Here is a 24,086-nt window from a genome sequence, read left to right on the forward strand (position 1 = left end):
CGCGACGGGGGCCCCGTAATCGGCACGTCCGTAACGCGTTGGAATCGCTCACCGCCGGGGGGCTGGTTGGCGAAAGAGGCCAGAAAGTGCTACTTTCTTGGCTGATTCATTTCCCGCCCGATACGCGAACGATTCTTACATGGCTAACTCCCACCCCTCCGGCAAAAAGAAAACAACGGTCGCCGGTGTGGTGATCGCGCTGTTGATCGGCGGCTACACGGTACTACGTCCGGCGATCAACGATGCCACCGGTTGGAACTTGCCGTCGATCGCCGAGCAAGATAACGCCGGTGCGTCACGCGATAACGTAGCCGCGAAACCGTCACCTCAATCGGACACGCCCGCCTCGTCTGCGCGAACGGCCCCAACAGACGCATCTGCTCGCAACACGACATCGTCGTCCGCGTCCGACACGTCCACTGCCGAGCGTCCCAAAAGTGATCCAAGTAGCCGCGATACGGCCGAGTCGAAAACAACGACGACGAAACGCGGACCGCTCGCCGATCGGATGTCGTCGTCCAAGTCGACAGCCACAGCGAAGACCGACACAAACAACTCGTCTGCTACCGATTCCGAATCCGATTCGTCGCTGAAGTACGGATTGTTGCGAGAAGTCGGGCGAGAACGCTACATCTCTCCCGCCGGGTTGATGTACACGCCCGGAAGTGCGGAAGGCCATCGCCTCGAACACTTGCGCCGACACACCGCCGACCAACCAGGACGACCGGGCAAACACGGTGTGTTCGATGGTGGAATGGAAGGTGCTTTGAAGACGATCGACAAAGCCTACGAGAACGCCAAAATAGGCAAACGGACCACCCAAAAAACAGACAAGGGACGAACGATCTATACCGTCGACATGGGCAAACGCGTCGGCTTCGTCGGTGGACGCGAAGGCAATCAGCGACGAAAGCCGATGGCCCGACGCGTTCAATTGGTCCTCGAGGGTAACCGCGTGATCACGGCCTATCCGCTTTAAGACATCGACACATTCCGCAATGGGTAACAACGACGTGACACGAATCGAACCTGAATCGCATGATTCCCTATCCGACCCGCCCGCTGCTGCTTCGCGTAGTGGCGGCGAAGGGCTGCGTTACAGCGTCGGGCAATGCCCGATCTGCGGTGGCGGGCTATGCAGCATCCGCGCCTACTTCGACGATGAAAACGGCGGCGAGAAACTCACACATGGACTCGTTGTTTGTGACGAATGCGAAGCCATCTGGTTGCAACCCGACACGAAAGGCGTTCACGTCTACGCGGACTCCGAATCGCCGTTGTGCCCGGTGAGCGGCAAACCTCTCTACGCCCCACAATACAGCCGGTGGGCCAATGCGGATGACGTCGCCGCTCTGAATTGGTCCGACGCCGTCGACTCTTCGTTAACCTATGACCCTCGCGGTGACCAATCCGATGCCTGACTCGAACGAACCCAACCAAGACGTCAGCCATCTGTCTGATCCGGGTGAATTACTCGACGTCATCCTCACGCCCAACGTCGACCCCGTGCAGGCCGGCCTGGCGCTGAAGAAGCTAGCCGACGACAATCTACTCGGTGGCGATACGTTGATCTCCATGTTGGCCGAAGCCTCCGATCGTTTGCCCGATGCGGATCCGGCCGTCATGGGCGGAATGTTACGATTGATTCACCTCCGATGCCTCCAAGCTCAAGCGAGTGGGGACGAAGAAGCCGTTCGCGGGTTACAGGTCGATTGGCTCGCGCGTGTCGTCACTGCCTTGTCGCCGGAGGTCGCGAACCGACACCTTCTGATGCACCTGCTGGCAATGATCAGGACGTCCGAATCGCTCACGTCGCTCGTACAAACGCTCAAAGACTCGCCTCCACGAGGATGGATGGCCGCCGGCCAAATCCTCAGTCCATTGATGCAGCACAGTGACTGGCCCACCGATTCGTTGTTCCCCGGTTTGCTGGACTGCCTTGCTGAACCCTCCCTCGCCGCGCCGATCCTCGATCTCGCGGGCCATCTCGTTCGCAGCGGTCGCGTAGAAGAACATCCGGCGAAAGATCGCATCAATGCACTCAACACGTTGCTCCGGCAGGTGTCCCAGCGGCTCGCGAAATTCGAGGAAGACCCACGGAGTTTCGGCACCGACGTGGAACAAGTTCAGGCGATCTTGGGTGAGGCCGTCGCGCTCGCCGTTTCGCTGTGCGACGCCGTCGGATTGATCGGCGAAGATAGCTCGATTGCCGAGCTCAACAAGGCCGCCGAACTTCGGCACCGACGAGTGCAATGCGAAGCCACCGGAGCTCTCGCTCGGTTCGGAAACGAAGCCGGTAAGGCACAATTGATCGCGCTGGCCGCTGAACCGTCCGCTCGTCTTCGGGCAATCGCCTACGCCGACGAACTCGACATCGGTGAAGAAATCGACGAGGAATTCCGCACCCCGTCGGCGACCGCGGAAGCCGAAATCGCGTTATGGTTATCGCAACCTCAACAAATGGGTGTCCCTCCGACATCGGTCGAAGTGGTCGATTCCCGACGCATGCTGTGGCCGAGTTACCACGATCCGGTCGACGTGTTCCTGGTCCGATTCCAGTATGAATTTGGCGATCGCAGTTACAGCAACATCGGCATCTCGGGCCCCACCGTGTTCGCTCTCAATGCGGACGTTGCCGATTTGCCGCCCGAAGACATCTACGCGGTCTATGCGGGCTGGCACGCCGAGCACGAGGACATCTTCACCGTTCCGGCCGCGGAGTTTAACGAAGCCCAGCGGCGGTTAATTGAACCGTTGCAAACCTACCTCGAGCGAAACGAGTACGAGGACGTGAAACCCGCCCTACTCGGTTTCTTCCTCGAGGAGACCGCTGCGGTGTTCACAGCCACACGCGGCGGCACCCAGTGCGTCGTCGTCACCGACGGGCTCGAAACCATGGACCTGCCCACCGCTGGTCGGATGCGTCCGGCCGGCCCCGCCGACATGTTTCACTTGTACAAGGGTCGAAAGATGCTGCGTACGTTCAATCCGCAGGGGATCTAAACTCCGATGCGACCGTTTCCACTCGGCCCGCTCTACGAAAGCCAAACCCGTGTCCGGCAGGAGTTCTTGGACTTCGCCGAGCAGTGGCAACGCACACGCGAGGGCTGGCGTGACGAACCCGCTCGCAAGTTTGAGCAGGAAGCTCTTAGCGACTTGGCACCGACTCTGACCCGCGTTGCCGCGGCCATGCAAACCTTCGCCGACGCGTGTCGTCAGTCCGATCAATTGTTGGTTGACCCAGAACTGAACGACGGTGCATGAATTTCAGGCAGTTAGCTAGCAAAGTCGCAGCACTGCGCATCAACGTCGCAGTTCGAGCGCGAACGGTGTCTCTCGGAACATAATTGAACAACAAACGGAATGCGGTCCATTCCCCCATTGTGACATCGTGAAGACGACAGCGGCAACATTGGCCCGGGGTAATCGCTACAACCCGAATCGCCTGTACTTCATTTCAGAGAACCTCTGGCATCGAAATTGCGATGCGTCAAATGAAACGTCGAAACAATCGTTTATGACGTACGCTTCGTTAACTATCACGCTGTTACAGACCAATTTTCGCGAGACCGTTACCATGTTCGCTCCAATCAACGCGCCCATCATTATCCAAACCGTCCACGGCTTGACTTACAAAGTCGCGGCAACGTCCAATCGAGAAGACAACGAGGATCCGCAACTGTCGCGCAAATCCAATCGTCTCGAATCGAAACCCAAATCGGACAAAGACGATTCTCGCGTCGCATAGACGCAGTCGATCATTGTAACGACGCCGTACCGATCCATCGGTCCGGCTGGATTTCTGGAACGGATGACATCAACAACGCATGGCTCGTGAAGAAGCTAACCGGGAAGACCTCCTCGCCGAAGGAGTGAATTTACCCGAACGCGGTAGAGTTATTGATCCAGAAGACGACCGAGAATTTGTGCTCGGATGGCGAAACCAAACCGCACTGAGCATGTTCGATGGTGCCGACCCTGTGTTTCAATTCAACACGAACGGGCAGTTAAGGAGAGTCTACCTCGACGGCCATAAACTAGCCGCCGATGCCGGACGCCTCTCGCAACTGACTCGAATGGCGATGCCCAACGGCCAGATCAAACTACAACCACACCCGCTTACCGACGAGCAGCAACGTCAGGTGTGTGACCGCTTAGCAGAAAGCAAAGCTGCACTCTCACAAACCCTCGACAACAGCCTTGGTCGCATCGAGACGATTGGGTTGGAGCCCGACGAGTTTCTCCGCCGAGTCCGTCGCTGGTGCGAAGACTCCACCTCCGTGACAATCGCCGACAGTCCTCACGTGGACGGATAATCACGTGCCTTGAGACGCGGCCCCAGATCGTTTCTTTGCAGAGACGTTCTCGGCTAGAGCACTCCGGGGAGGCTCAGGTACCGCTCGCGGAGACGCAAACGGCCATCCCGATCGGCTATCATGGCAGGGTTTCACCGATCCATAGACACACCGATCGGCCGCCTCCCCCCCCTGCCTCCTTCTCCCTGTGCCGATGATCTTCACCGTTTGCCACCCCCGCCTTCCGTTCATTGCCATCTCACTCATCGCGACGTTGGTAGCGTCCCCGCTAATCACCGCTGCCGAACCGAACCCGCAGGTTGACGCGAAAGTCAAAAACGCCGAAATCAAAAAACGACTCGAAATCAGTGTCCGCGCCAGCACGATTGACCCTCGCGTCCGTGCCTATCCGGAAATCGATTTCTCAATCGATGACGCTAAAGGCAAACCGGCCGACATGCAGCAAGCCTGGTTTGATCCCAATGTGCCCGCACGTGGCCGAGTGGTGATTTGGTTGATGGCACACAACTCAGCTCTTTTCGAACGACTTACCGGTTACGGGTTGCACGCCGTTCGCGTCCATTACGCCAATCGATGGTTCTCGAAATGCTGCCAAGAGAAGCCCGTCGATCCAGAATGCCGTGGAAACTTGCGTCTCGAAGCCGCCACGGGATTGGACGCCAGCGACGAGGTTGCGATCGCGAAACCAGACGCAATGGCCGAGCGTGCGTACCGGCTCATCAAATGGCTCGTCGATCAAAACGCCGAAGGCAATTGGGGACAATTCCTCAACGCCAACGGAACGGATCTCGATTGGGAAAAAGTCATCGTCGCGGGAAGCTCACACGGATCAACAACAGCATCGCGATTCGCTAAACACCAAAAGGTGGCTCGCGTCGTTGCCTTATGCGGCCCCCGAGACCAGCACCAATCGTGGCAATCGCTGCCCTCGGCGACACCGCCCAACCGATACTTCGCGTTCTCTCATGTGCTCGACCAGGGCTGGGTCGAAGATCACTATTGCCGCAGTTGGGAAATGCTCGGCCTGAACAACTACGGCCCCATCGTCAACGTCGATCAGTCAGAACCACCGTATTCAAACACACGTCGCTTGGTTACCGACGCCGACGTTGGCGGCAATCCGGGGCGGGCGCATAGCGCCGTCCAACCAGGACGAAGCGCCGTGAAAGATCCCGCGACAGGCCTGCTTCGCCACGAGCCCGTTTGGGAATATCTCTTCACACACCCCGTGGACCAGGTCGGTTCCGCGGTACCACGCGACCCTCACTGCGATCACGAACAAGCGTCCAACTAGAGCATCTTCAAAAAAGGTCGCCTGACTTCGAGGAACTGAACTCTGGCAGCGTCCCGCTACGATGCACAAGCACGCCATCATTTGAATCGCTCGAAAAGAAGCCTGAGGTGACTGCCTCAGATTCAAACGCTCCTCCAACCGAGCCATCTCAAAAACTGCCCCCAACCTAAAGCCGAAGAATGCGTCCCTCAAAAAAGATCACGATTCGATTCAACGTGATGCTGATACTTTTTTCGGCATGTTACGGCATATTCAACTTTGCATTGTCCGATGCCGCAAAAGGCATTTCACTCGAAGGGATCATCCTGACATCGCTCGTGGACATGGTACGTTTCCTCGTCGTGATGTTTCTGGTCGCCTATTTCGTTCGCGAGTTTTGGAACCGTTTGATCGCAGACATCTTTGCCATCCGAATGCTTGATTACCGAGAGGCCATCGCGATCGTGGTTGTGATGGGAATCATTGCTTCATAGAAACGATCTCATCATTTCAAGCCTTCCTGAACCTTCGCGGGGCATTCGCAACGAGTGTACGCAACTTGACTTCGTTGTACTTCAGACCGGGAAAACACTCACATGATTGGTGCGATCGTTGGCGATGTGATCGGTTCCTATTACGAGCACTTTCCCACAAAGTATGCGGACTTCGAACTCTACTCGGAGAACTCATTCTTTACCGACGATACCGTACTCACGGTGGCGGTCGCCGACTGGATCCTCCACGGCGGCGATCTACACAACTACTTTCATGATTACGTCGATCGGTACCCTGGAGCCGGTTACGGGGGAACGTTCCTGAATTGGGCGAGATGCCGCGACACGGAACCCTATGGCAGTTGGGGCAACGGATCGGCGATGCGTGTTTCGCCCGTCGCTTACGCGCGCGATACGCTACCCGAAGTTTTGTCACTTGCCGAACAAACAGCAGCAGTGTCACACAATCACCCCGAGGGAATTCTCGGTGCAGCGGCGGTCGCGGGATGCGTGTTCGTTGCCCGTACCGGTGGTTCCAAAGACGACATCCGACGGTTTGTCGACGCGGAAATCGGATACGACCTCTCGCGAAACCTCGACTCAATACGCCCGTTCTACACGTTCGATGTGTCTTGCGCCGGTTCCGTTCCCGAAGCAACCACGGCGTTCCTAGAATCAACATCGGTCGAACACGCTATTCGGCTCGCCGTCTCGCTCGGCGGTGATTCCGACACAATGGCCTGCATCGCAGGCGCGATCGCCGAACCCTTCTACGGCAGAGTTCCCGAAGACCTCTGGACACCGGCACGCGACCGCCTGGATCCGCATCTCATCGAGACCGTCGATGCCTTCCGCCGCCGATTTGAAATAGCCTAGACGATTGGGCAATTCAGTCATCGCGTTTTTCAGACCTTCATCCCGCCTAACATCCCAATGCGTTTGAGTTCCTCGAGCAACTCAGTCGAACTGTCATACCGGTCGTTGGGATCGATCGAGATCATTTTCATCACCATTGAACTGAACCGTTCGTCGACTCCAAATTGAACCGACTTTGGTTCAGGCGGACGATCGCCTTGCAACAACGAGATGAGTTGAGGCAGATTGGTCGCGGGGTAGGGTGGTTGGCCGGCCAGTAGAGCATACATGGTCGCACCAAGACCAAATTGGTCGGAACGTCCATCGACCTCGTCCACTCTCATCACACGCTCGGGTGCCATGTATCCGAGATCGCCAATCACTTCACCGGGTCTCGTTAACCTCGCCGCATCGGTTTGATCGAGTGCCCGGGCAAAAATCAAATCGGATAACAAAAACACCTTATCGCTCGATCGTCGTAAAAGATTCGCGGGTGTAACGTTGCGGTGCACGACCTGATGATGATGTGCTTCCTCCAATGCCTGCCCAATGTCGATCCCCACCCTCCAAACCTGCTTCCAATCGAGCATTCCGGAGATGCCGATCGCTTCAATCAGTTGCGACACGCTCTTGCCCTCAACCCAATCGGTAACGCACCAACAATGCGATCCGCTTCGTCCCGCCATCCTCAATCGGACAATATTAGGATGCTTGATCGGCATCACGGTTTTCATCGCCCTGATGAAACGTTCTCGTTGATTTTCGGACGACGCGAGCTGTGGCCGCAGCACCTTGATAGCGACAGCACGGTCGTGTTTCGTGTCCGTACCGCGAAACACCACACTGGTGGGACTTGTGGCAACGATCTCTTCCATTTGAAAACGATCTTGAAAAGACTTTCCTATGAGTTCTCTCAGCGCAGCCCCGACCGCCTTGCTCGCCGATTCAGCTGACGGCCCGGCGGCTGCACAAAGCGGTGATGCCATCGTTGCCGCATCGAGAGAATCATCCGCCTCCAACCTCAAACGAGTGTCGCCGATCTGAAACACCGTCCCAATGCTTATCGCGATCGAGTCTGAAATCGTTTTACCGTTCACGTTGACTCCACCGACACCTCCACGATCGACCAACACGCAGCGACCGTTTTCATGTCGTATTTCACAGTGAATACGGCTGAGTCGTGGGTCGCGAATTTTCGTGTCGCTATCGCTGCCACGCCCAATAACCAATGGGCTGCTATCGGGGACAATGAACTTTCTGCCGGGATCGGGGCCGGCGATGATCGTTACTTGATGCGGCATAGAAATAGAAACCTCAAGGCGTTGGGGGCGTCTGATTCGGAGTCGATACGGGAATCGCAACTGCTGGTTCTTCGACGCTGCGCAAACCGAACAGGGTTCGCTCCGCCGCCGACATCGGTTGCACAACTTGCTTCCACGCGAGCGTGATTCGTTCCTCGAGCGTCAAGGCAACCTCCAAGTGCGTCTCGCCGGACGTGGTCCCATCAGGAGAGGTCACCTCAATGAGTCGCGACTCAAGCTCGTGAGGCAAGGGAATGTGGTGCTCGATAGAAAACTGTGCAGCTTCGATCGCCAACTGCAATGCGAGATCCGGCGTTGAGTCCACAACCTGCAAGTACGCTCCTGCCAAACGATCCATCTCATACTGTGCGATTATCGATGCACGACTATCAGTGTCATTCGCACTGGAGCGTTGCCGGAGAAATCGAGAGGTCACGGTCCGCTCGTTGTTCAACTGCATTCGAGTCTGCTCGAGTTCGACTTCGACGGTTGCCAACTGATCCCGCGTACGGATGTAGGAAACAAACACAAAGGCCATTAATGCTAGAAGCGCCAATACCGCCGTACCAGACACACTCGCAAAGAACACGTGTCGCTGAAGGAAAAGATGGACGCGGTCATACAAACTCGGTGGGCGAGCTTGGATCGGATGCCCATTGAGATAGCGATCAAGGTCCGAGGCCAATTCACCGGCGTCACGATAGCGTTGGTTCGGTTTCTTGCGGAGACACTTCATCGTGATCACTGACAACTCAACCGGAACGGTTGCATTGAGTGCCCGCGGTGAGACCGGTTCTTGCGTCAACACTTGAGCGACAACATCAATCGGAGTCGCGGCCAAAAACGGCGGCCGTCCGGTTAACATCGCAAACAGCACGGCGCCAATACTGTAGACGTCCGCTGCCGGCCCGAGAGGCACATCACTCGCGCCCGCTTGTTCAGGTGGCATGTAATGCGGTGTACCAACCAGCTCACCAGCAGTCGTTAATTGAGACGACGAGCTGAGGTCTTTGCAAACTCCAAAGTCCGTAATGTGTGGATGACCGTCGGTATCAATCAGGATATTCGCCGGCTTCAAGTCACGGTGAATAATGCGACGTCCGTGCGCGTGTGACATCGCGTTGGCGATATCACGCGACATCCGCGCGGCCTGGGTTGGCGTCATCGGACCGCCGCGAAGTCGTTCCAGTAGGCTCTCGCCGTCGACGTAGGCCATCGCGAAGTAGGGATAACCGTTCCATCGCCCCGTCTCGAACAACGCAACGATCCCCGGATGATCCAACGTGGCCGCGGCTTTCGCCTCGGCGTCAAAACGTTCGTGAACACCGGCCCCCACTGCATCGGGATCGAGGATCATCTTGATCGCCGCGAGTCGACCGAGCGTTTGGTGACGGGCACGGTAAACCACACCCATTGCACCGCGTGCAATCTCGCCTAAGAGTTCATAATTCCCAACGATCGAACCGTTCGCGGCAATCCCAATGTTCAGATTGCCGTCATCATTCTCCTGAGCCGTGTCAGACGAAGGCCCGACAAAGGTCGGCTGATCGAGCAGATCATCCGTCTTGTCGGAGTTGGGTTCGCGTGCGTGGGATTCCAAATTCGTTTTGTTGTCCACGGTCGCCTTCAATAAATGTCGAATCGGAGCAGTCATCGCTCCGAGCGGCCTTCAATGTATCGAGTCTGATGCCCAGTGATGGACCGATGAACGACTTTGCTAACAGAGAATCCCTCTTTTTAGCAGTTTCTTCACGTCGAGCCCCATTCGCCTCCCCCGCCTAGTAGGGTACCGATATCCGAATGGTCTATACGTCATTGGACCTGCAATATCCAGCAAAAGTGCTCCATTCACCGAGCGTTGCCGAAGTCCCCGAGAATGGACGCACTTGACTGCGGGAGATAGAATTAACCACTTCACCACTCGCAGATGGCGATCGTGTTCGACCGACATTTCGACGTGCTTCTTATCGTCAAATACATCTCTTCGAGACGGTTTACATCCCATCGTACGCCAGTCGCGGCATTTCAGATTCGATCCAACATGCGGCCCAATTTGTCGAACATGCCGCATTTCGCTGAACGTGAAGCTTTCAGGAGTTGTGAGAAACGGCTGGGCAGGCACGACCGTGCGGAGCTACGGTGTTGCGAATCCGCCGTCGACAATAATGTCAAATTGAGTTCGAGATGGTGACCGCGTTTGAATAAGCCACCGCTACCTGTTGTCGAATCATCAAACACGGCATCCGTCACTGCGCCGTTCCCAAGCACACGCAAACGTCCACGGGCGGCCCTTTTTGCACATGCCGCACGGGTGATAATGGTCGCAATCCTGCTCGGATTGCTGCCCTCACCTCACTCTTCTAACACCACGGGAAGCGTCGATGGCGAGGGAAGTTCGCCACCGTCGATCGACGCGGTGCGAAACCTAATTCCTGATGCCACCGCGAGAGAGGAGATCGCGAACGAGAAAGGCCTTTGGGCGGTGCAACGAAGTGACAATTCGCAACCACTGTGGATAGCGAGAACCATGCCGAACGCTGCCAAGGCGTTGGGCTATCGAGGACCGACCGAGGCGATTCTCGCAATGGACTCCGATGATATTATCACTCGAGTCGATGTTCTTCAAAGCCACGACACGGACGAACACGTTGCGGCAGTTGAAACCGACAAGGACTTCTTAGCGCAATTCATCGGGTTGTCCTGGAACGCACAGGACAGCAATGGAGACACACCCACAATCGACGGCGTCAGCGGCGCGACCTTGACCAGTCTCGCGATGGCCGAAGGAATCTTAGCTCGCCTGGGCGCATCATCGACATCGCTATTATTCAACAAACCGCTCCGCGATAGCGAGATTGGAGACGTTTCCGATTCAGCCACGCTCACTATCTCCGACCCGGTGGCCACCATCCAGAGCCCATCGGGAGTGCTTGAATCAATTGTCATCCGCACCGGACCGTTTTCTGATGAAGTCATTGGTTATCAGGGACCGACGGAATTGATTTTGTCATTCGATAACGAGGCGAAACTCCGAAACATACGAATCCGTGAATCGCTCGACAACGAACCCTACGTCACCTACGTTCGAGATGAAGACTACTTCTGGAATTCAATCCAAGGCAAAACACTGAGCGAACTTGCGTCATGGAACCCGGTGGACGAAGGCGTCGAAGGGGTCTCGGGCGCGACGATGACCAGCCTCGCGATCGCAGACTCAATACCGCAGATTGCAGCCAAGATCGAAACATCTGGCGGACTCGAGCGATGGACTCTCCTTCCTCCATCACCCTGGTCGTGGGCGTGGGCACGGGAGTCGCTCGCCGAGACAAATTCCGACATTCGATTCTCGACTCGCGACACCGCCGTGATCTGCTTGCTCGTCTTGCTGGGCTTGATGACTAAAATGGGATGGATGCGTCAACGCAGGTTGCGACTCGCATGGTTGGCACTGACCGTGATTGTGATCGGTTTTTGGACCGGCAATTTGATTTCGTTGTCATTGATCATGGGTTGGGCGTCCTCGGGCATCTGTTGGACACTCGCGATAGGACTCGTTGCGATCGCCGCAACGGCGTTAGCGTCCCCACCTTTGACGCGAGGCAATCCGTATTGCAATCATCTCTGCCCCCACGGCGCGATCCAACAACTCGTTCGACCTTCGACCAAATCCCGTCGGCATCAAACGCTTTCACCCCGTTGGGCAAAAAGGCTTTCCGTCATCGCTCCATTGACACTCGTCGTGGCCTATCTCGTGCTGCTGTTTTGGCCGACGACGGATGTCTCCGGTGTCGAACCCTTTCACGCCTATCTGTGGCCAATGGCGGCTGCTTCGAGTGTGGTGTTGTGCGTCGTGACGCTACTTGTTTCACTACGTGTGCCGATGGCATATTGCCGGATGGGTTGCCCGACCGGTTTCCTGCTGGGCTATCTCCGTCGCACGTCAGCGAGTCAACGGATCACCCGTTATGACGTGGGCCTCGTCTCGCTTCTCGCAGTATCACTTATCAAGGTTTGGATCTCATGAAAGTACTCTGTTTCAGCGACCTGCATCGCGACCAGGATGCCGCACGCGAATTGGTCAAAATGTCAGCTCAAGCGGATCTCGTCATTGGTGCCGGGGATTTCGCGAACCAACACCAAGGTCTTGCCGACACCCTCGATATTCTCAGCGACATTCAATTGCCTACTTGCTTGGTGCCAGGCAATGGAGAGACGTTTGAAGAGCTTCGTGACGCCGCCAGCGGTTGGCTTTCCGCGGTCGTGATGCATGGCGACGGCCAAACGATGAAAACGACCGCCGGCAGCATCGAGATTTGGGGCGTGGGAGGCGGGATCCCCGTGACTCCCTTTGGTGCTTGGAGTTACGATTTCGACGAAGAACGCGCCGCAGAGATGTTGGCGGATTGTCCGCTTGGTGGGATACTCGTCGTCCATTCACCCCCAATCGACACCGTCGATCACGACAGCAGCGGCCGAATCCGCGGCAGCCAGAGCATTCGCGATTGTGTCGAACGGTGCGTGCCGAAACTCGTCGTCTGCGGTCACATCCACAGCGACTGGGGCAAACAAGTGCGAGTCGGAAACTCATTGGTCGTCAACGCGGGACCTCGCGGAACGATCATTGACGTCGATGGATGACCTCGCATCGCAACTAACTCTACAATAACACCATGCTAATTCTGCTATCCCCTGCCAAAACACTCGATTTCGAGTCGCCTTCAAAAGTCAAAACGTCGACGAATCCAGAGTTCATCAAAGACAGTGTCGAGATTGCGGGGCTGATGAAACAGCAGACACCTGCGTCTCTCCGGGATCTGATGGGGATCAGCGAATCCCTCGCGGAACTCAATCACGCACGGTTCCAAGATTGGATGGCACCGCATCCCAAGGAAGGTTCCAAACAAGCGATCTTTGCCTTCCAAGGCGATGTGTACCAAGGCCTTCAAGCCGAAAAGTTGACGGCCAAACAACTCGACGTCGCTCAAGAGCAATTACGAACCCTGTCGGGGCTGTACGGAATCCTGCGCCCCCTCGATCGGATTTTGCCGTATCGCTTGGAAATGGGAACACCACTGCCCAATTCCCACGGCAAGGACCTGTACGCGTTCTGGCGTGACCGCGTCACGGATTCCGTTGCAAAGCAGATGCAGGTCAACGGGTCCCGATTCCTGCTCAATCTGGCATCAAACGAATACTTTCGATGCGTGGACGCGAAAGCATTACCCGCCCCCGTCGTGGCCCCCGCGTTCAAAGAACTAAAAAACGGCAAGTACAAGATCATCAGCTTCTTCGCCAAAAAGGCCCGAGGCACGATGGCCGCATGGGTCATTCGCAATCGAGTCAAAACCACCACCAAACTGACTCAATTCGCCGAAGACGACTACACCTACCACCCCGACTTATCCACTGAAAAAGTCCCCGTATTCGTTAGAGGGTGATCGCCCATGCGAACTGACACTCTGCAATCAACAACGCAAGCGATGTCATTCACCTCATCAACCTTGCATTCCCTACCATGCATGCGCATCACTCGCAGTCCACGCACGACGATGGTGTGGGATTAGTTCACCAAGGGCGAGAACGCGTCACCAATCAACCATCCATTATCTAACAGAATGATTTCATGACCCAACCTACGTTTCGTGTTGATGTTTGTAAGGAACAATTTGTTTTCTCGGCGGCTCACTTTATTACGTTTGCCGGTGACATTTGTGAGCGGATTCATGGGCATAATTATGGCGTTCGTGTAAGTGTCGAAGGCCCGCTCGATGAGAACCGGTATGTCGTGGATTTCATTGCACTTCGCGACGCTGTGCTCGTGCAAACCCAAGCGTTGGATCATCATGTAATCTTGCCACGTGATCATCGCGAAATTCTGGTGTCACAGGACGATAAGGAGACGACGGTTCGGTTTCGCGAACGCCGATGGGTTTTCCCCAACGAGGACGCGATCATCATGCCCGTGGTGAACACGACCGCCGAAGAGATCGCTCGCGTGATCGCGGAGCGAGTGCGGGAACAAACCATGGAACAGTTCGGTCACGCACTGTCGTTCATCGAAGTTGCGGTCGACGAAAATTGCGGGCAATGGGGAGTTTGCCGATTGCCTTGGAAACTCAGCGAGTAGATGTATGACGATCGGTGCGGCAGGTTGCCAACGCAGTTTCGACAAATACGCAGGTCCGGTTTTGATCAGACCTCATCGTTTTGCCGGGCAGTAACAGGTGGTCCCGGATAACAGCGTCGCCACTCTCAGGAACTGACCAACCCGATGGCCAGCCGCTCGGATTCGGGAACGATCCGATTGAACAGCTGCGCCGCGGCGGGTTTATCGACCGAGAGTTCGCTCAACTTATCGGCGATTTGCGTTTTCAGTCGGGAGGCTTCTCGCGTGTTGTTGGTCGCCATGGCGATTGCATGCCGATGAACCATCGCAAGAATCAGATACAGACGGTCAACTGAAGACGAACCTTCGAGTTCGTTTAGCAACCGAGTCGCATCGTCATATTCCTGTTGCTCGATTAACAATCTCGCCAACTGCAACGTCGCTTTCTCGTGATAGTCCTCCTGAGGCGATCCCGGTTCGGCGGGATATTCCAAGACCGCACGCCACGCCGGCACGTCGTTGCGTGTCAGTGCGGTCAGGTATTGATGCTCGATCGTTTTCGCGGTCGCGACCATCGGGCCTCGCAATTCTCTGCTCAACGAATCAGGACGTGACGCGCGAGCGGCGACCCAACCCGCAACTCCGAAAACCATCGTCGACAGAACAATCGCCATTCGATACGCCATTGATCGACGATTGCGGCGACGCTCAGAGGCGCGTGCGAGATCTGTCGCACGCTGCAACTGCAACGTCGCCGAACTGACACCGATGTCGGGCGTCGTGAGGCTCAACTCGGCTTTGATCTTTTTCTTACCACTCGCCGCACTGCCGGACGTTGCACCGGATGGTTGATGACTGAGTCCTGATGAAACTGCGGTCTCCGAAACGACAGTCCGCGACGAACCGGACGCATTGGTCGCAGGTGCGTGGGCGTCGATAGCTTCCAACAGGGCTTCGGCGGATTCAAAGCGAGCATCAGGAGACTTCTGCAAGCAGCGCATCACGAGCGAAACCAGCCACGCCGGTAAATCAGCACTGCCCCGGACATGATCCATCGGTCGCGGCATGTCGTGCAAGTGCTTAATCGCAAGCGCGAGCGGTTCGTCTGCTTCATAAGGCGGCGAACCGGTTAGAAGGTGATACATGGTCACACCGAGCGAATACAAATCGCTGCGAGCATCGACCGTCTGCCCTTGGATCTGCTCGGGGCTCATGTAGCGAGGCGTCCCCAGCGTTAACCCCGCCCGCGTGAGGTTGGCCGTGCTCGAGTCGACCTGCGTCAGCATGCGGGCCAATCCGAAATCGGTCACTTTAATCGTGTTCAGGTTCCCTCGCATGATGTTCTCCGGTTTGATATCCCGGTGAGTCACACCACTTTGATGAGCGAGTTCGAGAGCACTGGCTACACTTCGCAGCACTTCAACCGCTTGCTCAGCGCTGAACGGCCCCTCTCGGTCGAGTGCCTGTTTAAGATTGATCCCGTCAACTAACTCCTGCGAGATGTAATGCACATCGTCGACTTCGCCGAACTCATAAATCTGAACGATCGACGGATGGTTGAGCCGCGCCGCCGCTTGCGCTTCCCGTCGGAATCGCTTGAGATGATCATCATCGTTTTGCGTCACCGATTTGAGTACTTTAAGCGCCACATCGCGCTGCAGCGTTAACTGCCGCGCTGCATACACATCGGCCATGCCGCCGCTGCCCAGACGACGGAGCACTTGATAATCACCAATCCGACAACCAATCAAATCACTCATTCGGGCGTCACCGATAGCGTAACCAAACCTTCATTCAGGCTTCCACTGCGGAGCCCTCGCAAGTCCAACGTGACATTCGAAAATCCCATCGTGGCAAATTCTTCCGTCAATGATTCACTTTGTTGCAGTTCGATGATCCGTGAAAACTGCTCCGGCGGAACTTCGATCCTCGCCAGTTCGCCGGCGTGCAACCGAACTCGTAGATCGCCAATTCCGTGAGCACGCAGCCAGGATTCGGCAGCGTCAATACGTGCCAATCGCTCCGGCGTGACCTCCACACCGTACGCGATCCGACTCGACAGACACGGCGATGCGGGTAAGTCTGCGTTACTCAGCCCGAACGATAACGCGATCGCGCGAACCGTTTGCTTGTCGATCCCGAGATCCGCCAGCGGAGTCTGCACGGACGCGTCATTGCCCGCTCGAATGCCAGGCCGATGATCACCAAGGTCGTCGGCATTGGTGCCCGACAGAATCACCGCGTTTCGCTGCCGAGCGATCGGCTGAAGGAATTCGTAGAGCGTCTGTTTGCAATAGAAACATCGATCGGAATGGTTTCGCACATAACCCGGACGATCGATTTCGTCCGTCTCGACAAACTGATGTTCGATACCAATTTCGGATGCAACCCTGCGTGAAAGCTCGGCTTGCCAACTCGCCAGCGAAGGCGAGCGAGCGGTGACCGCGATGCAGGCCCCCGAACGATCACGGTCAACCGCAGCAAGGGCCGCGGCCGCCACCACGCTACTATCGACGCCACCGGAAAACGCGACCACGAGATTATCAAAGCTTCCGATCCGTTGGAGCAGTTTCGCTTTGATCGACTCGAGCGATGATGAAACGTGGACACTCATTCCGTGATCACCACCGAGTCGTGTGCGGATGGCTCGTGAGTGGCAGGCATCTGCATCTCGCAGATTCTCAACGCATCCGTTGCCAGAACCGGATCCAAAGTCGGTGGAACGGCGCCACCGGCAACAACACGTGCCGCCGAATCCACCTCCGCTACAAACGCATCGATCGGATCGCCACCGGCAAGGTCTGGCCGTTCGATTCGACCGTCGTTATGCAACACCGTCAACGGAATCGTGTCCGACGAGCCATCTGAATATGCCGCGAACTCGAAACGCAAAGTCGCGTTTTCAAACGACACTTCATATCCATGCGTGAACGGCCGGGCAGACGAATCAATCACCCCACCGGCAACCGAAACGACGCGTCCTTCATAGTTCAAGACCGTTTCATAACGTTTGGGAACCCCTTCGATCAAATGCGAAACCGTGTGAGCCCCCGCAGGCATCCCAAACAACATTCGGATCAAGTGAGCATCATGAACCTGCAAGTCCAAAAGCGGTCCGCCGACTCGTGATCGGTCATAAAAGTCGGGCACCCAATCGGGAGGCCCGATCGTGCGTTGGAAACGACCACTGAGTATCTTCCCATATCGCTGGTTCTCGTTCGCTTCGGCGAGAAAGGTGAACTCGGGCATGAAAGGAAGAATATGGCCAACCATCAACTGCCCGGGCTCTGCCATCGCGGTCAAACGTTCCGCATCGTCAGCGGAGAGAGCGAGAGGTTTTTCACAGAGAACCTTCTTGCCCGCGGCGAGCGACCGGCTGACCGTTTCGACGTGCAAATGCGGTGGCAAACAAATATCGATCAGATCGATGGAGTCGTCGGCGAGCAACCCATCGAGGTCCTCGCAAACGATCATCTCGGAGACATCAATCTGCTCACTCAGTGGCCCGAAGTTACCCTGGATGCCACACCAATCCCCAGCTCGTTTTGCGGAACTACGGCTAGCGAATCCAACCATCTCGGCGACCTCGCTGCGGCGATATGCCAGCGAATGAATCCACCCCATAAAACCGACACCGAGGATCGCAGCACGCATGATTAGGCTCTCCGGGTCAAACGCATGATTCGGATTGGATGTTCGGGATCGTCCTCGAGCACAACCGACTCCTCGTGATAATCCCATGCAGGATAATCCGCGATCCATTCGCGGAATTCATTGCCGATGACTCGGTTAGGGTCGCTCAGGAGAAGCTGCCCGCCATCGGCCAAATGCTCCTCCGCAGAGGCCAGGAGCGCCGGCCATAGTTCACGCAGGTAAGTGACATCACTGCCGAGAATGAAAGGGAATTTTTCGCCTTCCAATTTATCTTCACCGAGACGGAACACACGCACGTTCGCTTTCAAACCCAAACGTGACAAACTCAAACGAACCAGGTGCAGCGGATCGGCGACCCCGTCGGTCATCGTGACTTCGGCGCCGCGCAAGATCGCCGCGATCCCGGCATGCCCGGTTCCACAGCCGACTTCGAGCACCCGCTTGCCATGGATATCGACACGATCGAGGAAACGATCGAGCCCCGAGGCGGCTCGCCACGTCGTCGCCCAAAAGGGGTCAATCACACCTTCTTCGCCTTCGTCTTGTCGTCGACAGGCATCAAGCAACATCCCGTCGGGGTCGGACGCGGCAGCGAGTGGACGCACACGACCGGCAATCAGCGTATCTTCCCAGTGCCAGGGAAACGCCAAGGGTGAATGGGTGTCAGGAGTGGATTCGCCGGATGCGTTTGAAGTCATTGCAATTTCTCTGCTGCGGTGTCGGCGAAGTATGTGAGAATGCCGTCGGCACCGGCGCGTTTGAATGCCAACAAGCTTTCCATCATGACGGCGTCACGGTCGAGCCATCCGGCATCCGCGGCAGCCCGTAACATCGCGTACTCACCGCTGACCTGATACGCGTAGGTAGGCACACCGAATGACTGCTTTACGCGAGCGACCACATCCAAATAGGGCATCCCTGGTTTGACCATGACGCAGTCGGCGCCTTCGGCCAAATCCAATGCCACCTCATGGATCGCCTCATCCGATTGCGAAGGAGACTGTTGATACGTTTTCTTATCCGCGGCACCGAGACTGGCAGCCGACCCCACCGCGTCGCGAAAGGGTCCGTAGAATGCGCTGGCGTACTTTGCTGCGTACGACATGATCTGGACTTCCTCATAGCCGGACGCGTCGAGGGCTTCGCGAATCCGACCAATCCGCCCATCCATCATGTCGCTCGGGGCAATGATGTCGCAGCCCGCGCCAGCCTGCACGACGCTTTGTTGACACAGCATCTCGACCGTTTCGTCGTTGATGACGCGTCCATCGCGAACCAATCCGTCTTGACCGTGGCTGCTATACGGATCCAGCGCGACATCGAGAATCACGCCTAGCGCGTCGCCGACGGCGGATTTGATTTCCCGCGTCACTCGACAAACCAGGTTGTTGACGTTGATCGCTTCGCGGGCGTCTTCCGTTTTCAGCTTCGGATCCGTCGCGGGGAACAACGCGATCGCCGGAATCCCCAAATCAACGGCACGCCGAACCGCATCGAGTGTTTGCCGCACATCCAATCGCGAAACGCCCGGCAAACTCTTGATCGGCTGAGCCCCCTGTCCGTCATGAACGAATAAAGGCCAAATGAGATCGTCAACACTGAGGGAGTTTTCGCGGGTCAGTCGGCGAGCCCAATCATGGGCCCGCACGCGACGCATGCGGGTGGCAGGAAACGGTGCGCGGGCGGGGTAGGGCACGGATTCAACAAATCACAAAAGGGGGTAGAAACGCTGTCCGCCACGTACGACAAAACAGCATCACACAAAAGGAAGAGCATACCCCGAGTCGTCAATTAACGACACACCCTAGCGGGCTCGCACGACCACATCGTCGAACTCATTCATGTCATCGAACGAACCGATTCCGACGCGTCCTTTCGTGAACGTTTTGTCGATCACGTGCAGATGAGGAGTCTCCATGTCGTCGAAATAGATATCGATCGCGCCGGTAGACACCGTTCGCACGACTCGAACTTGGTGCCACTTGTCGTCCCACGGGGTCCGATTCTCATTCGCGGTCAGCGCCAATCGAGGCGCCTCGTTAACGATCATGATCTGACCACTATGCGGATCGGGTTTCGCCCCGAGGTGGACATAATAAAAGTGTTGGTCATCCATGTAGTTAAAGAACACGCAGCAATCTCGGTGATTACCGGTGTCCAACGTACTCCGAACTCGAAACGAGATTTCGACGCTTTCGAGCTCCAGATCCTTGATCAGAGCGACGTGAAACGGACTGCGGACCGGCGGCACGTATTCGGATTTACGGGCGGTGATTGCAAGGGTGTGATTGCCGTCGAGCTCCTTGAGCTCCCAGGTTTTCGGATCGAGCAATTCCCAAGCACCGAGGCCGGACTCGAAATCTTCCTGAAAAACGATTTTGGAATCAGTAACAACGGCCTCAGATCCCGAAGTTTCGTCTCCACGAACTCGATCGGGAATCGTCAGGACAGCGAAGAGGGCAATGGCAGCGACGCACGAGGCCGCAAACTGGGGTTTAATCGAAGTGAATAGCATGGTGGGGAAGCGAAAGGGGAGGGGACAATCGGAGGGAGATACGCTCGCGACATTGTAGAGTATCATGTGCCAAAAAGCAGGCATTTGATGTCTGCCGACCGAATTTCCCACGTGGCAAAAACTGCCTGACCTCGATCGTTCACCCCTATGGCCAAAAAACAAAGAATCCCCCACAAATTCCAACCCTGGATCGACGCTCGACGAAAATTCCATCTCTCCCACAAACATATTCAGATGGCCCGAGAGTTGGGATTGAGCCCCAAGAAATTCGGCAGCTACGCGAACCGTGACAAGCAGCCCTGGAAACTACCACTCGTCGAATTCATCGAGTTTCTCTACGAACGACAATTCGGCGTCAAAGAACCCGAACACGTGCAAACGATGGAAGAAATCGCGGCCGCGCACGTAGCCAAACGGGCTGAGCGAAAGATGAAGAAAATGTCCGGAGAGTCTGGTGATGATTCCTCTGAATCATCCGACTCCGACGAGAACACCGACGACGCCAGCGATGCTTCGCCGGAGAACATCGAGACTTCTGCGGTAGACAACGAGTCACCCGAAAAAGACGCGTAGCCCCGCCGTGATCCCGGGGGCGTTCTCGTCGCCGATTGCGTTTCGTTGTTTATTGCGTGGGCGAGCCTGCGCCGATCTTCTCCACCCACTCATCGTCACACAACAAACGTCGCCGGGCGGGTTTCTCGATCTCCTCGGCGCTAACGTTGGATTTGCAGCGTTCTCCCCACTCCGGCGCATCCGCTGGTACTCGCCGGTCATTGGCAGCTGCACGAAGGATCTCAATGTGCTGGTCGCGAAACTTCGGATCGTGAAAGAGTTTTTCGAACAAACTTTCATGCTCTCGTTCGGAACGCATCGCTTTGATTTCGCAAATCCAATACTGATGGCGTGATAGGATAGGCTCGGGCAGTCGCTCCGATGAAATACGTAACAATCCGGCCTTGGCCAATTTCCGGCCCACCAACCGGCTCCCCATCACAACCGCGATCGGAATGGATAGCGTCCATCCGATTAACAGCGGCGAAAACCAAATCAGCCAACCGGGTTCGACCAGACCGAGTCCGACAGTCGTGGCCAATCCAAGCAACGTCAACGGCCACATCTGAGCGGTCGCTTCGGACCAAGACACACCTGTCTCCGAACGCTGCTGCGCGTTCCACTTCACATTGTGCCCGGTCAATACAGATAGCACGCACCGCGCGTGATAAACCGCGATCAACGGCGCGAGGATTGTTGAGAGCACAGTCTCAAACGCCGCACTGATAACGATCGGCAGGACGCCACCGAGTCTCCGCCGTTTTTCTCCGTTCAGGCACAACGTCGCAACGGAGAGAGCTTTCGGAAGCAGCAGCAACCCCATCGACCCGACAAACAGGGCGACACACATCGATCGTGTATCAACAGCGATCGACCCGTCACTTGATTGCGCGTTGATGATCGCAGCAACAACTGTGGTCGTTAGGAACAGCAACCACAGCGGCGCCGCGACATACGAAAGGATTCCGCTGAGGAAATGCATCCGTGAAATCGGATGAATTCGTTCCGCCAACATGACTTGCCAATGCTGCAAATTACCCTGACACCAGCGATGATCTCGTTTGACAAAATCCAACAACGTCGTCGGACACTCTTCGTAGCTGCCGCCGAGGTCATTTGCAAGTTTGACCTTCCATCCCGCTCGAACCATCAACGCCGCTTCTACGAAGTCGTGGCTCAGGATTTCACCACCGAGTGGAGGCAAACCGTTGAGAATCGGCAGGCTGCAATGCCGCATGAAGGCGCTCGTCCGAATGATCGCGTTATGCCCCCAGTAGTTTCCGCGGTCGCCCGCAAATCGGTCAAAACCTTCGGCGAACATCGGACCGTAAACCGCCGCCGCAAACTGTTGCAAGCGAGCGAAAAGGGATTGCCGCCCGACCGGCACCGGAGGCACCTGCAGGATCCCGAGCGCGTTATCCCCATCCATCCGACGCACCATTTCATCGATCGTTGATGCCGAAATGAGACTATCCGCATCGAGAACGATCATGTAGCGATATTGCACACCCCAATGCTCACAAAAATCCGCAACGTTGCCCGCCTTGCGAGCCGTGTTCTCCGAGCGATGGCGATAGTAGATGCCAATTTGGTCTGATGACGGATCGGCGTCACCATTGACATCACCGAGCCGGTCGACGAGTTCCGACCAACACCATTCCTCCTCAAGCCAAATGTCCGAATCGGTTGAATCGCTGAGGACGAAGAAATCATACTTCCCGATTCGCGGGGTCTCCAACAACTGCTCCCGCATCGCAGCGATCGCGGCAAAAACTCGCGTCGGGGACTCATTATAGATCGGCATCAGGATCGCGGTGCGATGGGACGACGCTTCGGGTAGTTTCTCCAGCGTCGGTGGCGAGACTCGCCGTGAACGCAATGTCCCCCAAAAGCCTTCCATTGCCAACGAGAATGAAAACGCGATCCATCCGAAAAGAACGCAAAACAGAAGCATGCTCAATGCTTCAAAAAAGCGGATCGAATTATCGGCGATCATGATGACGTAAAACGTCACGCAGCCGATCAACCAAATCAAAAGCGACGCCGCCAACACACGCGTTCGCACGAAAGTGATGTTGGGCGATGACTCATGAACGACAGGTTCAATGGCGGCCATAGGAAAGCAGTTAATTGAAAGAAGAGAGAAAAGCGATCGCACACAACGGCGTGATGTCGATCAGCGCAGCGTGGCGGATGACAATAAGTGATGACGCTACTGATCGCGATGAACTGCCTACGACAGTCAAACGCGACGATCATTGACCGTGAGCACCCGGTGCGTCGGACGCAGCCTTGCAGCGACGTGGATCAACATGCAAGGCTGACGCCAACGCGGGTGTCTCGAGACGATGGAAAGACCGCGTCCGCCAACCGACTTGGCGGCAGCCGATCGGTGGAGCGGTGTATTCCACCGTCTGTGTTTCACACGGTCGTGGTGTTAGCGACCACGACGTGTCGAATCGTTTGCAACTCGAAACGATCCATGTTGCGGCACAAACAGGAACCGCATCAATATTTGAGAGCTTTCAGCGATCGAACGAGACCACCAGTCCCATCGCAACGGGCCTGCCATCCGGATTGGCTCCGGATGATTCATCGAACGAAGCATGATTGGCGGCACGCTTCTCCTGCTCGTTGACATGGTTGATGGTGATACGCTCGATCCTTCGGCGTTTTTTACTTCGTTATTCGTGTCCATCACAAATACCCTTTGTGTAAGAAGAGGATCGGGACATTGAAAAGACCTTGGCGTCCCGGTAATCGGTTAAACCCGATGCTTTGTGAGTAACTTCAAAGCGTGTGCCAAAGATGTCGGCATGTATCGGCGGTTTCTTACAACCGAAATCAGCTCGTCTTAGTGAGCGACCTCGAGACGTTGGCTACTGTGGAAGTGGCCCACATTAGGGACGCCCCGAGGTTGATGTCAGCAACCATGACACCGGCAATCGTTAAAGTCACCGTTTTGCGCTTCCGCCACAGAAAAAGAATGCTATTTCAATAGTGGAGACTATCGGGCGAAT

23 protein-coding genes are annotated in these 24,086 nt (G+C 56.2%); 14 read left to right on the forward strand and 9 right to left on the reverse strand.

All coding sequences use genetic code 11. The features are described 5' to 3' along the window. Nucleotides 1-139 precede the first annotated feature (139 nt). The 9 genes from FHS27_RS11440 to FHS27_RS11480 all read left to right on the forward strand — a co-directional run bounded on the left by FHS27_RS11440 (nt 140) and on the right by FHS27_RS11480 (nt 6,959). A complete protein-coding gene (locus FHS27_RS11440; RefSeq protein ID WP_184305086.1) occupies nt 140-979 on the forward strand; it encodes a hypothetical protein in 840 nt (279 codons plus the stop codon). A 34-nt stretch (nt 980-1,013) separates the two neighbouring features. Beyond that, nucleotides 1,014-1,421: a hypothetical protein gene (locus FHS27_RS11445; protein ID WP_315854529.1), complete on the forward strand. Its 408-nt coding sequence runs from the start codon at nt 1,014-1,016 to the stop codon at nt 1,419-1,421. Further along, nucleotides 1,414-3,003, forward strand: coding sequence for a HEAT repeat domain-containing protein (locus FHS27_RS11450; RefSeq protein ID WP_246419566.1), 1,590 nt, complete (start codon nt 1,414-1,416; stop codon nt 3,001-3,003). The genes FHS27_RS11445 and FHS27_RS11450 overlap by 8 nt, the downstream gene beginning before the upstream one ends. Nucleotides 3,004-3,009: 6 nt before the next feature. Beyond that, entirely contained in the window at nt 3,010-3,264 is a 255-nt protein-coding gene (locus FHS27_RS11455; protein WP_184305088.1) for a hypothetical protein, read from the forward strand. 313 nt (nt 3,265-3,577) lie between these two features. After that, nucleotides 3,578-3,748, forward strand: coding sequence for a hypothetical protein (locus FHS27_RS11460; RefSeq protein ID WP_184305089.1), 171 nt, complete (start codon nt 3,578-3,580; stop codon nt 3,746-3,748). Between the two features lie 79 nt (nt 3,749-3,827). Further along, the gene (locus tag FHS27_RS11465; protein WP_184305090.1) at nt 3,828-4,316 is read left to right on the forward strand and encodes a hypothetical protein; all 489 of its coding nucleotides are present in this window, start codon (nt 3,828-3,830) and stop codon (nt 4,314-4,316) included. 193 nt (nt 4,317-4,509) lie between these two features. After that, entirely contained in the window at nt 4,510-5,610 is a 1,101-nt protein-coding gene (locus FHS27_RS11470; RefSeq protein ID WP_246419663.1) for a BPSS1187 family protein, read from the forward strand. Nucleotides 5,611-5,789: 179 nt separating this feature from the next. Beyond that, nucleotides 5,790-6,083 (forward strand): hypothetical protein, encoded by a 294-nt coding sequence (locus FHS27_RS11475; RefSeq protein WP_184305091.1) that lies wholly within the window; start codon nt 5,790-5,792, stop codon nt 6,081-6,083. A 102-nt stretch (nt 6,084-6,185) separates the two neighbouring features. Further along, nucleotides 6,186-6,959 carry an ADP-ribosylglycohydrolase family protein gene (locus FHS27_RS11480; protein WP_184305092.1) on the forward strand — a complete coding sequence of 258 codons (774 nt, stop codon included), beginning with the start codon at nt 6,186-6,188 and terminating at the stop codon, nt 6,957-6,959. 29 nt (nt 6,960-6,988) lie between these two features. On the opposite strand, the gene FHS27_RS11485 is transcribed toward FHS27_RS11480, so the two are convergent. Then, complete coding sequence (locus tag FHS27_RS11485) at nt 6,989-8,239, reverse strand: FHA domain-containing serine/threonine-protein kinase (protein WP_184305093.1); 1,251 nt, start codon at nt 8,237-8,239, stop codon at nt 6,989-6,991. 13 nt (nt 8,240-8,252) lie between these two features. After that, nucleotides 8,253-9,893: a serine/threonine-protein kinase gene (locus FHS27_RS11490; RefSeq protein WP_184305094.1), complete on the reverse strand. Its 1,641-nt coding sequence runs from the start codon at nt 9,891-9,893 to the stop codon at nt 8,253-8,255. 663 nt (nt 9,894-10,556) lie between these two features. Here FHS27_RS11490 and FHS27_RS11495 point away from each other — a divergent pair. From FHS27_RS11495 to FHS27_RS11510, 4 genes are all read left to right on the forward strand, one after another. Beyond that, nucleotides 10,557-12,263 carry an FMN-binding protein gene (locus tag FHS27_RS11495; RefSeq protein WP_221225036.1) on the forward strand — a complete coding sequence of 569 codons (1,707 nt, stop codon included), beginning with the start codon at nt 10,557-10,559 and terminating at the stop codon, nt 12,261-12,263. After that, nucleotides 12,260-12,877 (forward strand): metallophosphoesterase family protein, encoded by a 618-nt coding sequence (locus FHS27_RS11500; RefSeq protein ID WP_184305095.1) that lies wholly within the window; start codon nt 12,260-12,262, stop codon nt 12,875-12,877. Before FHS27_RS11495 ends, FHS27_RS11500 begins: the two co-directional genes overlap by 4 nt. Before the next feature lie 32 nt (nt 12,878-12,909). Next, a complete protein-coding gene (gene yaaA / locus FHS27_RS11505; RefSeq protein WP_184305096.1) occupies nt 12,910-13,677 on the forward strand; it encodes a peroxide stress protein YaaA in 768 nt (255 codons plus the stop codon). Between the two features lie 185 nt (nt 13,678-13,862). Next, nucleotides 13,863-14,366 (forward strand): 6-pyruvoyl trahydropterin synthase family protein, encoded by a 504-nt coding sequence (locus FHS27_RS11510; protein WP_184305097.1) that lies wholly within the window; start codon nt 13,863-13,865, stop codon nt 14,364-14,366. Nucleotides 14,367-14,491: 125 nt separating this feature from the next. On the opposite strand, the gene FHS27_RS11515 is transcribed toward FHS27_RS11510, so the two are convergent. From FHS27_RS11515 to FHS27_RS11540, 6 genes are all read right to left on the reverse strand, one after another. Next, nucleotides 14,492-16,105, reverse strand: coding sequence for a serine/threonine-protein kinase (locus FHS27_RS11515; protein WP_184305098.1), 1,614 nt, complete (start codon nt 16,103-16,105; stop codon nt 14,492-14,494). Beyond that, complete coding sequence (gene larE / locus FHS27_RS11520; protein WP_184305099.1) at nt 16,102-16,959, reverse strand: ATP-dependent sacrificial sulfur transferase LarE; 858 nt, start codon at nt 16,957-16,959, stop codon at nt 16,102-16,104. Before larE ends, FHS27_RS11515 begins: the two co-directional genes overlap by 4 nt. Continuing rightward, nucleotides 16,956-17,999: a Gfo/Idh/MocA family protein gene (locus FHS27_RS11525; RefSeq protein WP_184305100.1), complete on the reverse strand. Its 1,044-nt coding sequence runs from the start codon at nt 17,997-17,999 to the stop codon at nt 16,956-16,958. The genes larE and FHS27_RS11525 overlap by 4 nt, the downstream gene beginning before the upstream one ends. A gap of 2 nt (nt 18,000-18,001) precedes the next feature. After that, nucleotides 18,002-18,697, reverse strand: coding sequence for a class I SAM-dependent methyltransferase (locus FHS27_RS11530; RefSeq protein ID WP_184305101.1), 696 nt, complete (start codon nt 18,695-18,697; stop codon nt 18,002-18,004). Next, nucleotides 18,694-19,656: a porphobilinogen synthase gene (gene hemB, locus FHS27_RS11535; RefSeq protein ID WP_184305245.1), complete on the reverse strand. Its 963-nt coding sequence runs from the start codon at nt 19,654-19,656 to the stop codon at nt 18,694-18,696. The genes FHS27_RS11530 and hemB overlap by 4 nt, the downstream gene beginning before the upstream one ends. Nucleotides 19,657-19,803: 147 nt before the next feature. Further along, a complete protein-coding gene (locus FHS27_RS11540; protein WP_221225037.1) occupies nt 19,804-20,514 on the reverse strand; it encodes a hypothetical protein in 711 nt (236 codons plus the stop codon). Between the two features lie 234 nt (nt 20,515-20,748). On the opposite strand from FHS27_RS11540, the gene FHS27_RS11545 reads away from it, so the two are divergent. Further along, the gene (locus FHS27_RS11545; protein WP_246419568.1) at nt 20,749-21,087 is read left to right on the forward strand and encodes a hypothetical protein; all 339 of its coding nucleotides are present in this window, start codon (nt 20,749-20,751) and stop codon (nt 21,085-21,087) included. A 49-nt stretch (nt 21,088-21,136) separates the two neighbouring features. Here FHS27_RS11545 and mdoH read toward each other — a convergent pair whose 3' ends face one another. Continuing rightward, entirely contained in the window at nt 21,137-23,182 is a 2,046-nt protein-coding gene (gene mdoH, locus FHS27_RS11550) for a glucans biosynthesis glucosyltransferase MdoH (RefSeq protein WP_184305103.1), read from the reverse strand. Nucleotides 23,183-24,086: the final 904 nt, after the last annotated feature.

Source organism: Aporhodopirellula rubra, assembly GCF_014192335.1.
Taxonomy (GTDB): Bacteria; Planctomycetota; Planctomycetia; order Pirellulales; family Pirellulaceae; genus Rhodopirellula; species Rhodopirellula rubra.

Coding starts and splice junctions, on each gene's coding strand:
- FHS27_RS11440 (WP_184305086.1), top strand. CDS start 140: ATGGCTAACTCCCACCCCTCCGGCAAAAAGAAAACAACGGTCGCCGGT.
- FHS27_RS11450 (WP_246419566.1), top strand. CDS start 1,414: ATGCCTGACTCGAACGAACCCAACCAAGACGTCAGCCATCTGTCTGAT.
- FHS27_RS11455 (WP_184305088.1), top strand. CDS start 3,010: ATGCGACCGTTTCCACTCGGCCCGCTCTACGAAAGCCAAACCCGTGTC.
- FHS27_RS11460 (WP_184305089.1), top strand. CDS start 3,578: ATGTTCGCTCCAATCAACGCGCCCATCATTATCCAAACCGTCCACGGC.
- FHS27_RS11465 (WP_184305090.1), top strand. CDS start 3,828: ATGGCTCGTGAAGAAGCTAACCGGGAAGACCTCCTCGCCGAAGGAGTG.
- FHS27_RS11470 (WP_246419663.1), top strand. CDS start 4,510: ATGATCTTCACCGTTTGCCACCCCCGCCTTCCGTTCATTGCCATCTCA.
- FHS27_RS11475 (WP_184305091.1), top strand. CDS start 5,790: ATGCGTCCCTCAAAAAAGATCACGATTCGATTCAACGTGATGCTGATA.
- FHS27_RS11480 (WP_184305092.1), top strand. CDS start 6,186: ATGATTGGTGCGATCGTTGGCGATGTGATCGGTTCCTATTACGAGCAC.
- FHS27_RS11485 (WP_184305093.1), bottom strand. CDS start 8,239: ATGCCGCATCAAGTAACGATCATCGCCGGCCCCGATCCCGGCAGAAAG.
- FHS27_RS11490 (WP_184305094.1), bottom strand. CDS start 9,893: ATGACTGCTCCGATTCGACATTTATTGAAGGCGACCGTGGACAACAAA.
- FHS27_RS11495 (WP_221225036.1), top strand. CDS start 10,557: ATGGTCGCAATCCTGCTCGGATTGCTGCCCTCACCTCACTCTTCTAAC.
- FHS27_RS11500 (WP_184305095.1), top strand. CDS start 12,260: ATGAAAGTACTCTGTTTCAGCGACCTGCATCGCGACCAGGATGCCGCA.
- yaaA (WP_184305096.1), top strand. CDS start 12,910: ATGCTAATTCTGCTATCCCCTGCCAAAACACTCGATTTCGAGTCGCCT.
- FHS27_RS11510 (WP_184305097.1), top strand. CDS start 13,863: ATGACCCAACCTACGTTTCGTGTTGATGTTTGTAAGGAACAATTTGTT.
- FHS27_RS11515 (WP_184305098.1), bottom strand. CDS start 16,105: ATGAGTGATTTGATTGGTTGTCGGATTGGTGATTATCAAGTGCTCCGT.
- larE (WP_184305099.1), bottom strand. CDS start 16,959: ATGAGTGTCCACGTTTCATCATCGCTCGAGTCGATCAAAGCGAAACTG.
- FHS27_RS11525 (WP_184305100.1), bottom strand. CDS start 17,999: ATGCGTGCTGCGATCCTCGGTGTCGGTTTTATGGGGTGGATTCATTCG.
- FHS27_RS11530 (WP_184305101.1), bottom strand. CDS start 18,697: ATGACTTCAAACGCATCCGGCGAATCCACTCCTGACACCCATTCACCC.
- hemB (WP_184305245.1), bottom strand. CDS start 19,656: ATGCGTCGCGTGCGGGCCCATGATTGGGCTCGCCGACTGACCCGCGAA.
- FHS27_RS11540 (WP_221225037.1), bottom strand. CDS start 20,514: ATGCTATTCACTTCGATTAAACCCCAGTTTGCGGCCTCGTGCGTCGCT.
- FHS27_RS11545 (WP_246419568.1), top strand. CDS start 20,749: ATGGCCCGAGAGTTGGGATTGAGCCCCAAGAAATTCGGCAGCTACGCG.
- mdoH (WP_184305103.1), bottom strand. CDS start 23,182: ATGGCCGCCATTGAACCTGTCGTTCATGAGTCATCGCCCAACATCACT.